A 12,782-nucleotide genomic window follows, 5' to 3' on the forward strand; every position below is an offset into this window, starting at 1 on the left:
TCACGTTGTGGCCATGCCGGCCTCCGAGGGCTACCTGCTCGTGGATACGGTCAAGTGCGCAACCTGTGCGAGCTGCATGCTTGCGTGTTCCGTCGCTCACTACGGACGCGCGAACCCGTCGCTCTCACGGATCCAGGTCGCCAATGATCCGCTCGGCCTGTTCCCGAACGATGTCGCGCAGAACCAGTGCCGCCAGTGTCCCTACCCGCCCTGCGTGGAGGCCTGCCCCACCGGCGCGAACCACGCCGATCCCGAGACTGGCGTTCGCATGATCGACCCGGCCAAGTGCATCGGCTGCGAGCGCTGCGTACAGGCGTGCCCGTTCACGCCCTCGCGCGTGCAGTGGAACTTCGAGGACAAGCACGCGCAGAAGTGCGATCTCTGCAAGGACACGCCTTACTGGGACGAAGAAGGCGGCGTGGGCGGCAAGCAGATCTGTGTACAGGTCTGCCCGCACAATGCCATCTCCTTCACCAAAGACATCCCGGTGCAGACTGACGCCGGATACCTGGTGAACCTTCGCCGTGACGATGCGTGGGGGAGTCTCGGTTTCCCGGTCTCCGACGATGGTCTGGAGCTTTCACCGCAGGCGGCCCCGGCAGCGTCAGGTCACTAGGCCAACTCATCCACTAGACACCACATCCATCGCGACACGTTTCGCGACAGCGGGAGAGGATAGACATGGGAGATGGATACGCACCTCGGATCCTGGTGGTCGATCTCAGCACGGAAACGATCGAGACCCTGGATACCGAAGACTACAAGGAGTGGGGCGGCGGCGTCGGCATGGGCGCGAAGCTGTTCTGGGACCTCTGTGAGGACAAGACGGTTGGAGGCTTCGATCCGGGCAACGTGATCACGCTTGGTGGCGGCGCCTTCTCCGGAACGCCGGTGCCGTCGGCCGCGCGCACAGCGGTGACCGGCATCGGGCCGCAGGGGCATCCGACGGAGTGGTTCACCTCATCGAACTTCGGCGGCCGTTTCTCGGCCATGCTGAAGTACGCCGGCTGGCAGATGGTCGCTGTCAAGGGCAAAGCGGAGAAGCCGGTGTGGATCGATATCCGCAACGACGAGGTGAGTATCCGCGACGCGAGCGAGTCCGGCGACGGCCTCTGGGGCCTCGACGCTCACGAGACCCAGCGGGTCATCAATAAGATCCACGAGGCTGATGGCACGTGGAGGAGCTACGGTGAATCGCGCGACAGCGGCCGTACCACCCAGAACCCCGCTATCGTCACCATCGGCCTTGCCGGCGAGAACATGACCCATATCGCGAGCCTCACCCACGACGGTGGCGCTGGCGCGGGCCAGGGCGGCTTCGGCGGCGTGTTCGGCTCGAAGAACCTTAAGGCCATCAGCGTCATCGGCACCGGGTCGGTCGAGGTCGCCGACGCGGCGGAGCTGCTCTCCGCGCGTCTGTGGGCGGCGGACAACTACGGTTACCAGCCGAACGACGTGAAGGCGTTCCCCATCAGCATCACCGGTATGCCCTTCTCGGGCATTCCCTCATCGGGCACGGCATTCGGGACGGCCTCGCGTCCAGAGGGGTGCATGAACTGCCACCGGTCATGCCACGGCGTACGCAACGCTCGCGGTCTGGGCAACGGGAGCCACTGTTACGACACGCAGATCTACCAGACGCCGGAGATGACCGCCACAGGGAAGATCACCGTCGACACCCAGGGACGCCTCGCCGACCTCTTGCAGGGCTACTCCATCAACGCGCTGATGCTCGACACAGTGGGCTACTGGCTGGGTCAGCTCCACAAGAAGGGTCTGGTGGGCCCCGGCAACGTCGTGGACACCGACATCTTCGAGAAGTACACGTTCGGTACCTATGAGTGGGCTGCCGAGATGCTCGCCCGGATGGCCGAGAAGCGCGAGATCGGCGAGCTTATGTCCCAAGGGCCCGCGCGTGCAGCCGAGAAGCTCGGCCGTCTTGAGGAGGACGTGAAGTCCGGCGACCTTCCACTCCAGGAATGGGGATGGCCTCACCACTACGACGGTCGTACCGAGGCCGAGTGGGGACTTGCGTCGTTGTTGGGGAGCCGGGATTCCAACGCCCACGACTTCAACTGGATCTGCATGTGGACGGTCACCCTGCACACCCTTTATGGTGCGCCGATGCCGGTCGAAGCAGCTAAGATGGCCGAGATCATCGGGGGCAAGCTCGCGCCGTACAACGATCCGATGATGATCGACTATAGCGACGACGGCGTCTACAGCGAGTCGATGGCCAAGCTCGTGTCGTGGTATGTGGCCTACTACCACTACTACAAGAACTCGATGGGTCTGTGCGACTGGGCGTACGCAGACTTCGTGAACCCGAACACCGAGGACAAAGCCGGTCTCACTGGCATCGCAGAGCCCCGGTATGTCAAGGGCGTCACGGGTCGCGAGGAGCCGATGGAGGATGGCATCAAGCGCGGTACACGGATATGGAACCTGCATCGTGCGATCTTCATCCTTCAGGGCCGCCACCGCGACCAGGAGGTCTATGGTCAGTACATGTACGAGGTTCCGTCACTCCCGGTTCCCGGCTACATGCTGATGTCGTCGCCGAACGTCCTTCCGGTGTACGAGAACGGCGAGTGGAGCTACAAGATGGTCGCCGGTCGCGTGGTCGACGCCGCACGGCTCGAGGAGTGGAAGTCGCTGTACTTCGAGTTCGAAGGGTGGGATCCCGCCACCGGTTGGCCGAGGCGTGACACGCTCGAGTCGATGGACATGAAGTTCGTGGCGGACGAGCTCGAGAAGGCCGGGAAGCTGGGAGCATGATGGCGACTCTCACCATGCCCACCGAGGAAGAAGCCCGTCACTTCATGAGGGCCGTGGACAGCGATCAGGCGTTCGTGGCAACCGTCATGTCCCCTAGCGCGGGGTCGTCAGCCGCCAGGCTTCTCTCACTCGGAATGGTCCAGCAGTTCCTCGAGGACCGCACGATGGAGGACTTTCAGGCGGCGGGCCTTCGCCTGAACATCCACTACGCCGACTTCGGCTTCTTGGCCCAGTGGTTCGAGGAAGTCGTTGGTGATGCCGAGCTTGCTGGAGCGATCAGCGAGCTGCATGCGACCGGCGAAGCGTTCGGCATGCTCGTCCCGCGTGTCAAGGAGCTCCTCCAGGAGCGGCTCGACCAGTGCGTAGAGGTGCTGGAGCCATCAGGTGACGGCGGTGTGTCTGTGGAGACTACAGCCGATGTGTAGCGCGTGGACATGGGGCCACGGATCATGTGTGATGCGTGGCCCCATGCACAGACGGACCCCGTCCGTCGTCCTGACAACGTGGAAGGGAGTCGTGAACCGATGAGAGATATGCTTCGCACGTTCGTTGTGCTGGTAGCGGTGGTCGCGATGTTCGCAGCGCTTGGTCTTGCGGCAGGTTGCGCCGCCGAGGAGGAGCCGGTCGTATCAGACGAGCCTTCGCAGGAGGAGCCAGCGGTCGAACCCGCTGAAGAGCCTGCCGGAGAGACGATCTCCGGAGAGGAGATCGTGGAAGGCGCATGCGCGCAGTGCCATGACTCCTCACGCATCTTCACCCAGTCATACGCAGCCGACTGGAGCGCCATCGTCGAAGAGATGAACACCGCCCATGGAGCGGAGCTCACCGAGGAGGAGCAGGCCGCCGTCGTGGCGTTCCTCGGCAGCCGCGAGCTATCCGCCGGCGAGCAGGTGGTAGCCGAGAAGTGCAGCGAGTGTCATGACGCCACACGCATAAACGAGCAGGTGGGCGCTGCTGATTGGGCGGCTGTCGTACAGGAGATGACGGATGTCCATGGCGCCCAGTTGACCGACGAGGAGAAGGCCGCGGCCGTCGAGTTCCTCGAGGGTCTCTAGTAGAGGCGATATTCGTGCCACGATGCTTCCCGCCGTGACCGCCAGCCGGGCGCTCCGCAGGACGGTCCTATGCCGGGGACCAGGTCAATGCCAACACGCGTAGAGCACGCCCAACCCCCTTACCAGGCGAACGGAGCGGCAGGAGTACGTGGAGGGGCCGGGTCATACGACCCGGCCCTTATCCACGCAAGGCCCTCCGCCGGCGCGTCCGCGGTGCCACACAAGGCGCCCCGCCTGCTATGCTTATCATGACGTGACCCGCAAAGAGAGGCGGCGCCATGGCTGTTCGGATCGTGACGGACTCGGCGTGCAGCGTGATCTCCGATGAGCGGCAGCGGCTGTCGATAGTAAGCGTCCCGCTGCATGTGCACGGAGCCGATGGTGAGATCCCGCTTGCCGAGCAAGAGGCCCCCTCGTTCTTCGATCAGCTCGCGGACATGGAGTCGCTTCCCACGACCTCCCAGCCCACGCCCGGCGAGTTCCTCACCACCTTCCGCCGCATCCTGTCCGAGGGTCACGACGTCCTCGCGGTTCTGATCTCCGGTGGATTGAGTGGCACGGTCGACTCCGCCCTCTCGGCCATTCAGACCATCAGGCACGAGACGCCTGATGCACGCATCGAGGTGGTCGACAGCCGATCGAACAGCCTGCAGGAAGGGTATGCGGTGCTATCCGCTGCTGAGGCGGCGTATGGCGGCGCCTCGATCGAGGCGTGCCGCCAGGCAGCGCTTGAGACCATTCGCCGGACACGGTTCCTCTTCACCCCGCACACGCTCGACTACCTGCGCCGTGGCGGGCGCATCACAGGCGCGTCGGCGCTGTTGAGCGTGATGCTGAAGATCGCGCCGATACTCACCGCCGAGAACGGCGAGACCGGGATCGCCGGCGTGGCACGTGGCGCCCGTTCGGCGCGGCAGAAGGTCGTCTCCCTGATGCGCAAGGACGTCGATCGCTTCGGCCTGCGGCGGGCGGCTGTGCAGTACATCGCTGACGCTGAGGAGGCGCTGCGTTTCGCCAAGGAGGCGATCGAGCCGATCGTGGGCGCCGCGGTGCCGATCGTGCCGATACCGGCGGTGGTGGGCCTGCACGTGGGTCCGGCCGTCGGCGTGGTCTACGAGACCATCGAGCCGATGCGCGACTGAGGTTCGCGCCTCGGTCGCGTGAGGCGGGAGCGGCGAAAGCGTTACTGCGAGACGATGCGGTATCGCACCTCATGGACGCCGTTGAAGTCGAGCGCCCGCACCACGCCGGGCCCCAGATCCCATTCGCGTCCGGGGACGTACGGTCCGCGATCCTCGACGCTCGCCACGGCCCGCTTGCCCCTGTACTCGAACTCCACGAGCGTGCCGAAGGGCAGGGTCTTGTGGGCGACCATCATCGTGTACGGACCGATCTCCTCCCCGCTCGCCCCGCGGCCGGTGAAGGTGGCGCTGTAGTGTGAGGCCACCGCGGTACGCCATTCGCCTGAGCCGGAGACGTCCTGACTCGGCGTGCTCTGCGCGGCGGCTTTGGCCCGCGCCTCCGCCGCGGCGGCCCGTGCAGCCTCCTCGGCGGCACGTACCCGCGCCTCGTACTCCTCGAGCGCTGTCTGGCTCTTCTGAAGCTGTGCCCGGGCAGCGGCGACCTCTGCCGCGAGCGTGTCCATCGCCCGCGCCTGCTCGGCCTGCATCTCCATCAGGCGCCGGGCGGTCTCCTCGGCTTCGGCGCGCGCGGCCTTCAGCGCCTCGAGATTGGAAGCGTCCTGGCGGGCAAGCCGCGCAAGGATGTCGAGACGCACCTCGAGGTCCTGGATGCTCGACGCCCCGAACAACAGGAGAAGCATCGCCTCTTCGCCGGAGCGGTACATGCTCACCACCCGCGCGCTCAGCAGCGACTGACGCAACTGCTCTTCGGCCACTGCGGCATCGAGGGCGGCGGACGCCTCGGCAAGACGGGTATCGAGCGCGGTCGACTCGGCCTGGGCCTCTTCGTACCGGGCAACGGCGCTCTCGAGCGCGGCCCGATCAGCGGCCACCTGCCCCTGCGTAGGCGCTGCAGCGGCGGGCGCCACCTGTACTCCGATCGCGCACAGGACGCCGAGCGTCACTACCGGACGGATGAGACGTGTACGTAACGACATGCCGGAGAGTGTACCACCGCAGGGAGACACCGGGTCCTCCACGCGTAGGGCCGTGACCTGACGGTCACTCCGGCGGATACGTGGCGTTCAGGTGATCGATGATCGTGGCGCGCTCCTCGTCGGTCACCTGGAGGCCCTTGGCCTCCATCCGTGCCACGGTGCCCTCCCAATCCGCCCTGGCGGCATCCGATGCGCCGGTGACCCAGTCCACCGAGTGGCAGCTGTCACACCGCGACTGGACGAGCGATGCGCCGTCGGTGCCGCCCGAGCACGCCCCCAGGGAGACCGTGACGATGACGAGGAAGGCGAGTACGACAGATGTGCGGCTCCTATGTCTCATGAAGACCTCCAGACGACGGGTGGCTTAGCCGACGATCTTCAGCCAGATGGCTGCGTAGTAGCCGGCCAGCGTGGTGAGCGAGGTCAGCACGGTGCCCCACACGAGATCGATGAGGGTGATGCTGAGCGGCCAGTCACGCAGCGTGGCCAGGTTGGTGAGGTCGTACGTGGCGTACGCGAGGAACCCGAACAGCGCGCCGCGCCACAGCGCTTCGGTGAGAGAGCCCGCCTGCACTCCGGGGATCACTGCGAGGGCGACGACGCCGATCACGTACAGCATGTAGAAGACCGCTGCGGCCGACAGCACCGGTTTCTCGGCCAAGAGCCCTGACAGAGCCGGGCGGTAGAGCCGGGGCGTTGCGGTGGAGAGCCACACGACGTCGATGGCCAGGAACGCCACGAGCGTCAATCCATACAGTGCGGCAAGCTTTGGCAGAGTCATGACGCCTCCTAACGCAGCACGCGGACAGCCCGGCCATCACAACGGCCTGGTTCCATGGTACCCACAGCGCATCCGGATGTCGCGCCGCCGTGTCATGGCGGTCACGTCTCGCGTACGAGCAGCGCTTCTTGAGGGGCGAGCACGATCGTGCCAGACGCCGTCCGGTCCCGTCGTCGATGTGTGCCGAGCAGTACGCTCCACGAGCGCCCCGCCGTGGCGTGGGGTAACGTCACGGAGCGTGTCCTGCGCGTGAAGTTCAGCAGGATGGTCACACGTTCGTCCGGCGTCGTGCGCAGGTACGCGTACACGCCGCGCGGTACCCCGTCGATCTCGTGGTAGTCGCCCACCGCGAGAGCGGGCGTCCGCGCACGGAGGTGTACAAGGTCGCGATACCAGGACAAGAGCGAGTCCGGCTCGCCGGTCTCGACCTCCACGCTCCGAGTGGCGTTCGATGCGTGCACGGGAAGCCACGGGGAGCCTACCGAGAAGCCGGCGCCGTCCTCGCCGGTCCACTGCATCGGGGTACGGCATCCATCGCGGCCCACGCCAAGCGGCCAGAACTTGCGGCCGACGGGGTCGCGCTGGAGACGCCGGGGGATGCGGCTCTGCACCATGCCCAGCTCCTGGCCGTAGTACAAGATGGGGGTGCCGCGGAGCGTGAGCAGCATGGCTGCGACGATCTTGTCGCGCGCGTCCGCATCCAGGATGCCGCCCAGACGGGAGTGCGACCGCGCCAGGTCGTGGTTGTCCAGGTAGTAGCACGGCCACGCGTGGGCCGGAAGGTGCTCTTCCAGCCAGCCCACAGAGCGGCGGAACCCCCCCGCGTGCCATCGCTGGCGCACGAAGTCCAGGTAGAAGGACAGATGGAGCCGGTCGGTCCCGTCGCCGAGGAATGCGACGCAGTCCTCGCGCCGATCCGAGAACACCTCTCCCATCAGCATGCGTTCGCCGTGGGCATCGGACATCATTCGGAGTTCATGCGCGACCTCGAGGCTCTCCGGTTGGGAGAAGTCGTGCAGGTGACTCTGGGCGCGCCAGGGCCGTATCCCCGGCTTGATGGGGTTATCGCGCAGAGCGGCGTCCTCATAGAGGAAGTTCACCAGGTCGAGGCGGAACCCGTCGACGCCACGCTCCAGCCAGAAGCGTGCGGTATCGAGCATCTCGCGCCGCACGTCGGGGTTGCGCCAGTCGAGGTCGGGCTGGAAGGGGAGGAAGGCGTGGTAGTAGTACTGGTCGGTGCGCCCGTCGTACTCCCAGGCGCTTCCCTCCACGACCGACCTCCAGTTGTTGGGCGGCTTGCCTGCGGCCCTTCCGTCACGCCACACGTACCACTGACGCCGCGGATGGTCGCGCGAGGATCGCGACTCAACGAACCAGGGGTGCTCGTTGGAGGTGTGGTTGAGAACGAGGTCCATGATCACGCGCATCCCGCGCCTGTGGCACTCGGCTATCAGCTCGTCGAAGTCCGCCATCGAGCCGAAGGACGGGTCGATCGACCGGTGGTCGGCAACGTCGTAGCCGAAGTCCCGCATCGGCGATGTGTTGACGGGCGTGAGCCAGATGGCATCCACGCCAAGGGATCGGGGCGTTCCGTCGTTGAGGTGGTCGAGGTGTTCGATGATCCCCCGCAGGTCGCCCCAGCCGTCTCCGTTGGAGTCCGCGAAGCTCGGGACCGCGATCTGGTAGATCACACCCGCCTTCCACCAAGGGGTTCCCGCCACCGTGCCTCCGTTCGACAGGCCACATGCCCTCACACGTAGTATGCCCGGTCCGGCGGGCGGCTCGATGCGGGACCGGCCGCGTCGGCGGCGGTGTCCGGGCCGAAGGGGGGTACACACTGCACAGGATGGTCAGCGATCCCCAGGGGGCGACGCGGGTGGCCGCGGTATACGACCGTGAGAGTGCTAACAGGGCGAAGGCGCTGCTGGTCGACCCTGCGTCTCTGAAGGTCGTATGGGCGAGCTGGACGGACGTGGAGCCCGGTTCGCACGTGTCGTCCGCGGTCCCGATGGCGGAGGAGATGGGGGTCGCCGAGGCCGTGCAGGCCGTCGCCGTCACAGGTATCGCCACCTCCAGGAGCGCGGATCTGATCCCGACACGGCGTGGCAGCATGGCGCTCGTCGTCTCGTTCCACCGGCTGCCTGACGGCGCCGTGCTCGTGCTGATGGAGAACGCCTGGCAGCATGCCGGTCGGAGCCGTCCCCCGGGTGGAACGCCTCCCCACATAGCATGAATCGCACCACGCTTATCTAGAGGTACTAGTACGTATCGCTAGCCGACCACCTCCAGAGGTACCGCCCGAGGTGGCTAACCCTTGTTCCCCGCAGGTGTGTCGTGCTGCCCTATGCTCCGGTGCGTCCCAAAGTCCGTTACTTGAAGCAGAACGTCGTTGCGGCAAGGAGCGGACATGCGAGTACTGACAGACAAGAAGATCGGCAGCCTGGCGCTCGCCACGCTTCTCTGCCTCCTTGCCGTTCTCCTTGCCGAGGCCGTGCTGGCGCCCGCCGCCGGGTGGAGCGCCACAGGGTCCGTGCAGGTCACCGCCGTTGTGGGCTCCAAGCTCGACGCCAGCTTCGGCGACACCGGCGTGACCGTGAAGGCGAACGTTCCCTGGATCGTCTCGGCCGATCTTCCCGGTGGCGAGCGGTTCGTCGTATCGGGCGGTCCCACCGCCGGATACGAGGTCGTGCTCCCTGAAGGCGCCACAGGCGCCGAGGTGTGCGCCCGGTGAGCCAGCCCCGCGAGTGCGCTTCCAGGCTCTCCTCGTGTGTGCGGCTGCTCGTCACGCTGGTAGACGACCGTCAGCCCGGCTACACGCGTCACGCTACCGCAGTGGCGCGCCTCTCGCGCATGGTGGGGATGCGGGTCGGACTTGACGAGTTGGAGCTCGAGCACCTGCGACTTGCGTCCCTGCTCCACGACGCGGGTTCGCTTCGCCTCCCGTTCCCTCATGTAGGCTCCCGTTGGGACCTGCCAGCCGAGGAGCGGCGCGTGTGGGAGACGCACCCCCGGCAAGGCGCGAGGATGGCCGGGATGCTCGGGCTGCCGCCTGATGTCGCGGCCACGATCCTCGGGCATCACGAGCGGTGGGACGGCTCCGGCTACCCCGACGCGCTCTCAGAGGCCGCCACGCCTCTGTCGGCACGCATACTCGGCGTGTGCGATGTCTACGACAGCGCGCGCAGCGGTTTCATGGACGCGCGGGAGGTACGGCTGAGCGAGGACGAAGCGCTCGAGCACCTGCTGTGCGACGAGGTGTCGCGGTTCGACCAGACGGTCGTTGGCGCGCTGCGCGACGCGCTCGTGGACGACCGCGAGATCGGCGTGCTCACCGGCATGTACGCCTAAGGCGTTGCCAGACCGCGGCGGATCGCCTCGCTGATCGCCTGCCCGCGCGACTCCACTCCCATCTTGGAGTACAACGCATGCAGGTGGTTCTTCACGGTGCTCTCGGAGACCTGGAGCTCTTGCGCTATCTGACGGTTGGAGTGGCCCTCCACGAGCAACCGCAGCACGTCGTGTTCGCGGTCGGTGGGCGCGACCTCTCGCGCCATGCTGCGATCGGAGGTGCGCGCGAGCCTGCGCATGCGTGCCAGCACGTTCGCGGACAGCTTGGGGTCGAGCGCCGCCTCTCCCGCGGCCACGGTGGCGATCACACGGCGGATGTCCTCCGCGCTCTGCCCGTGGAGCGACAGGTAGCCGAGGGCGCCTGCCTCGAAGGCGTCGATGATGCCGGGGTCGGAGTCGGGAAGCCCCACGATCACCACCCTGGAGTCTGTGAACTCCGATACGCACGAGACCGGGCTCGACGGCCCGCATTCGTCGCAGTGGACCATGTCCACCACCACGACGTCAGGTTCGAGCACGCGGGCCCGGGCGACACCTTCCTGCCAGTCGGCCGACCTGCCCACGAGCTCGATCTCGGGATCGGCTCCAAGGATGGCCGCGAGCCCCTCGAGACACATCGTCTTGCGTCCTATGAGCATCACGCGTGTGGGATCCATGAGGACCTACTCCTCTCCTGGCAGCGTTCGCGGAAGCTGGTCGGGGCTCGAGGCGGCCGGCGAGAGGGCATCGCCGGAGACCCGGGTGATGCCGGCCGTGCGGAGCACGTCCAGGGCGGCCCGATCGTCGATGTCGGTCACGGTGATCGTGATCCCGGTCTCGCGCCACCGCGCGATCGCCGCCGCTGCGGTCGGCCGTATCTCCCCGTGCGCATCCACCACCTCCGTGACCGGGAGCGCGATCTCATCGGACGCGCCTGTCTGGGTTCGATCATCCCTGAGCGTGGAGAGGTCGCCGCAGACGTGCACCAGGCCGATCGGTGATCTCCGGGCCGCGGACAGCCAGCTCACCGGGGGGCGGATGCCCTCCGCGTCGCAGTCGGGCACTTCGAAGAGCAGCTTGGTGGCGTCGATGGCGGCCGAATCGGCGGCCAGCTCCGCCCGCTCGAAGATCATCGCGTCGAGCATGTTCGCCAGCGACAGCGGCACTGAGCAGGCGATCCCCGTGGCGTGGACCTGCACGAGGGCGAGCTCGATGATCCGCGTGCCCATGCGTCGGGCGATGCCGTGCCTCGCCGCTCCGAGCGCAAGCTCCTCGCCGCTGATCATGCGGTCATCGACCGAGTACGCGTACCGTACGGAGCAGCGCGTCAGAGCGCCGTCATCGAGCGAGTAGACCGGCCGGAAGAGCATGTCCGGCACGCCCTGCAGAGCATCGCGCACGCGGCTGTCGCTGTCGGGCGCGGAGCCCGCACGTTCGTCGCCGGCCGGTACGGGAGCGGAGATATCCACCTCGGGTATGACGTTGATGCTGATGTTGACGCCGATGCGCATCTCCGGGGCCGCGGGCACGAGCGGTGCATGTGCCACCGCCTCCTTCACGGCGTCGGACAGTTCGTTTGCCTGCTTCCATCCCAGGTCCTCGGCGAGCACCACGAACTCAGTTGCGCAGAGCCGCGCTACCAGATCGCCCGGTCGGACCGCGTCGACGATCGCATGCGCGATGTTGGCGATCGTCGCGTCGCCCACGTCGAAGCCGTAGCGGTCGTTGATGCCCCTGAGGTCGTCGCTGTCGATGAACAGAAGCGCACACCGGGCTCCCTTGCCCACGTTCCGGAGGATCTCGTCGAACCGCCGGTCGAAGACGTGCCGGGTGGGAAGGTCGGTCAGCGGATCGTACTCCGCCGCATGCAGCAGCAGTTCCTTCTGCTGCTCGCGGCGCGTGATGTCTTCGGCCGCGAGGATGTAGCCGAGGCGATCCCCCGAGGGGCTGTCGTAGGGACGCCCTGTGACCTCGAAGACGCGGTAGGCGCCGTCACGACCGCTCGCCATGAGCGACATCTGCATGGGGTGCGGGTCGGCGAGCAAGGATTCGATGAAGGCCGTCACCTTGTCACGGTCTTCCGGATGGATGTGGTCGAGCAGGGCGGCAGGCTCGTCCACGCCCGCGAAGGTCCTTGCGGTGGCGTTGGTGAAGTCGGGACGCCCGTCGAGGTCCAGCGTGAGGATGTACACGGGGAGGTTGTCGAGCAGCGAGTGGTACGAGTCACGGAGGATCCGCATGGCCGACAGGTCGGCGACCTTCTCGTCGAGCTTCTGCTCCATGCGGTCGCTGTACGACTCGAACGCTTCCACGAGACGGTCGTTGGGCAACGGCCGTTTCTTCCGCGGCCCGGAACGATTGAGCATCTCGTTCACGACCGCGAGGATCTCCGAGGGATCGGCCGGCTTGAGCAGGTAGGCGTCCGCACCCATCGTCGAGGCGAGCTGCGCGTCGTCGGGGTCGGTGAAGCTCGCCGTGTACAGGATGAACGGCACGGTGCTCGTTGCGGGGTCACGACGGAGTTCGATGCACAGACGGAACCCGTCCATGACAGGCATCAGCCCGTCGGAGATGACCAGGTCGAACGGGTTCTCGCGGAGCGTCTGCAGCGCCTCGGCGCCGTTGGCGGCCTCGACTATGTCGTGACCGGCGTGCACGAGGATGGTGCGGAGAAGATGGCGGGCCTCGACGGTATCGTCGACGACCAGGATACGCGACATCT

General features: G+C 66.6%; 14 protein-coding genes. 8 read left to right on the plus strand and 6 right to left on the minus strand.

Annotation, left to right across the window (positions count from 1 at the left end):
- The 5 genes from MSB02_RS09540 to MSB02_RS09560 form a co-directional block, all read left to right on the plus strand.
- Positions 1-616, plus strand: a 616-nt coding sequence (locus MSB02_RS09540) for a 4Fe-4S dicluster domain-containing protein (protein ID WP_267195012.1), incomplete at its 5' end; no start/stop codon positions are given.
- Positions 617-681: 65 nt separating this feature from the next.
- A complete protein-coding gene (locus MSB02_RS09545; RefSeq protein WP_267195013.1) occupies positions 682-2,778 on the plus strand; it encodes an aldehyde ferredoxin oxidoreductase N-terminal domain-containing protein in 2,097 nt (698 codons plus the stop codon).
- Positions 2,778-3,203, plus strand: a complete 426-nt coding sequence (locus MSB02_RS09550) for a hypothetical protein (RefSeq protein WP_267195014.1) — start codon at positions 2,778-2,780, stop codon at positions 3,201-3,203. Before MSB02_RS09545 ends, MSB02_RS09550 begins: the two co-directional genes overlap by 1 nt.
- 99 nt (positions 3,204-3,302) lie before the next feature.
- Positions 3,303-3,833 (plus strand): hypothetical protein, encoded by a 531-nt coding sequence (locus MSB02_RS09555; RefSeq protein WP_267195015.1) that lies wholly within the window; start codon positions 3,303-3,305, stop codon positions 3,831-3,833.
- 278 nt (positions 3,834-4,111) lie between these two features.
- A complete protein-coding gene (locus tag MSB02_RS09560) occupies positions 4,112-4,975 on the plus strand; it encodes a DegV family protein (protein WP_267195016.1) in 864 nt (287 codons plus the stop codon).
- A gap of 41 nt (positions 4,976-5,016) precedes the next feature.
- On the opposite strand, the gene MSB02_RS09565 is transcribed toward MSB02_RS09560, so the two are convergent.
- The 4 genes from MSB02_RS09565 to MSB02_RS09580 form a co-directional block, all read right to left on the minus strand.
- Positions 5,017-5,952 carry a septal ring lytic transglycosylase RlpA family protein gene (locus MSB02_RS09565; RefSeq protein WP_267195017.1) on the minus strand — a complete coding sequence of 312 codons (936 nt, stop codon included), beginning with the start codon at positions 5,950-5,952 and terminating at the stop codon, positions 5,017-5,019.
- Positions 5,953-6,016: 64 nt separating this feature from the next.
- Positions 6,017-6,292 carry a hypothetical protein gene (locus MSB02_RS09570; RefSeq protein WP_267195018.1) on the minus strand — a complete coding sequence of 92 codons (276 nt, stop codon included), beginning with the start codon at positions 6,290-6,292 and terminating at the stop codon, positions 6,017-6,019.
- 24 nt (positions 6,293-6,316) lie between these two features.
- A complete protein-coding gene (locus MSB02_RS09575; protein ID WP_267195019.1) occupies positions 6,317-6,733 on the minus strand; it encodes a DUF2177 family protein in 417 nt (138 codons plus the stop codon).
- A 101-nt stretch (positions 6,734-6,834) separates the two neighbouring features.
- Entirely contained in the window at positions 6,835-8,454 is a 1,620-nt protein-coding gene (locus MSB02_RS09580) for an alpha-amylase family glycosyl hydrolase (protein ID WP_267195020.1), read from the minus strand.
- Between the two features lie 155 nt (positions 8,455-8,609).
- On the opposite strand from MSB02_RS09580, the gene MSB02_RS09585 reads away from it, so the two are divergent.
- From MSB02_RS09585 to MSB02_RS09595, 3 genes are all read left to right on the plus strand, one after another.
- Positions 8,610-8,966, plus strand: a complete 357-nt coding sequence (locus MSB02_RS09585) for a hypothetical protein (RefSeq protein ID WP_267195021.1) — start codon at positions 8,610-8,612, stop codon at positions 8,964-8,966.
- 174 nt (positions 8,967-9,140) lie between these two features.
- Positions 9,141-9,464 (plus strand): hypothetical protein, encoded by a 324-nt coding sequence (locus MSB02_RS09590; RefSeq protein WP_267195022.1) that lies wholly within the window; start codon positions 9,141-9,143, stop codon positions 9,462-9,464.
- Positions 9,461-10,081 carry an HD-GYP domain-containing protein gene (locus tag MSB02_RS09595; protein WP_267195023.1) on the plus strand — a complete coding sequence of 207 codons (621 nt, stop codon included), beginning with the start codon at positions 9,461-9,463 and terminating at the stop codon, positions 10,079-10,081. The genes MSB02_RS09590 and MSB02_RS09595 overlap by 4 nt, the downstream gene beginning before the upstream one ends.
- Here the strand turns inward: MSB02_RS09595 and MSB02_RS09600 are convergent.
- Both MSB02_RS09600 and MSB02_RS09605 read right to left on the minus strand, forming a co-directional pair.
- Positions 10,078-10,737, minus strand: a complete 660-nt coding sequence (locus MSB02_RS09600; RefSeq protein ID WP_267195024.1) for a LuxR C-terminal-related transcriptional regulator — start codon at positions 10,735-10,737, stop codon at positions 10,078-10,080. The two genes, MSB02_RS09595 and MSB02_RS09600, sit on opposite strands and share 4 nt — an antisense overlap.
- Positions 10,738-10,743: 6 nt before the next feature.
- A complete protein-coding gene (locus MSB02_RS09605) occupies positions 10,744-12,780 on the minus strand; it encodes a GGDEF domain-containing response regulator (protein WP_267195025.1) in 2,037 nt (678 codons plus the stop codon).
- Positions 12,781-12,782: the final 2 nt, after the last annotated feature.

The sequence above is a fragment of the Anaerosoma tenue genome (assembly GCF_023161965.1).
GTDB lineage: Bacteria > Actinomycetota > Coriobacteriia > Anaerosomatales > Anaerosomataceae > Anaerosoma > Anaerosoma tenue.

Bases quoted from the DNA above. Each gene is read 5' to 3' on its own strand.
- MSB02_RS09545 (WP_267195013.1), top strand. From the start codon at position 682: ATGGGAGATGGATACGCACCTCGGATCCTGGTGGTCGATCTCAGCACG.
- MSB02_RS09560 (WP_267195016.1), top strand. From the start codon at position 4,112: ATGGCTGTTCGGATCGTGACGGACTCGGCGTGCAGCGTGATCTCCGAT.
- MSB02_RS09605 (WP_267195025.1), bottom strand. From the start codon at position 12,780: ATGTCGCGTATCCTGGTCGTCGACGATACCGTCGAGGCCCGCCATCTT.
- MSB02_RS09565 (WP_267195017.1), bottom strand. From the start codon at position 5,952: ATGTCGTTACGTACACGTCTCATCCGTCCGGTAGTGACGCTCGGCGTC.
- MSB02_RS09570 (WP_267195018.1), bottom strand. From the start codon at position 6,292: ATGAGACATAGGAGCCGCACATCTGTCGTACTCGCCTTCCTCGTCATC.
- MSB02_RS09600 (WP_267195024.1), bottom strand. From the start codon at position 10,737: ATGGATCCCACACGCGTGATGCTCATAGGACGCAAGACGATGTGTCTC.
- MSB02_RS09590 (WP_267195022.1), top strand. From the start codon at position 9,141: ATGCGAGTACTGACAGACAAGAAGATCGGCAGCCTGGCGCTCGCCACG.
- MSB02_RS09555 (WP_267195015.1), top strand. From the start codon at position 3,303: ATGAGAGATATGCTTCGCACGTTCGTTGTGCTGGTAGCGGTGGTCGCG.
- MSB02_RS09550 (WP_267195014.1), top strand. From the start codon at position 2,778: ATGGCGACTCTCACCATGCCCACCGAGGAAGAAGCCCGTCACTTCATG.
- MSB02_RS09575 (WP_267195019.1), bottom strand. From the start codon at position 6,733: ATGACTCTGCCAAAGCTTGCCGCACTGTATGGATTGACGCTCGTGGCG.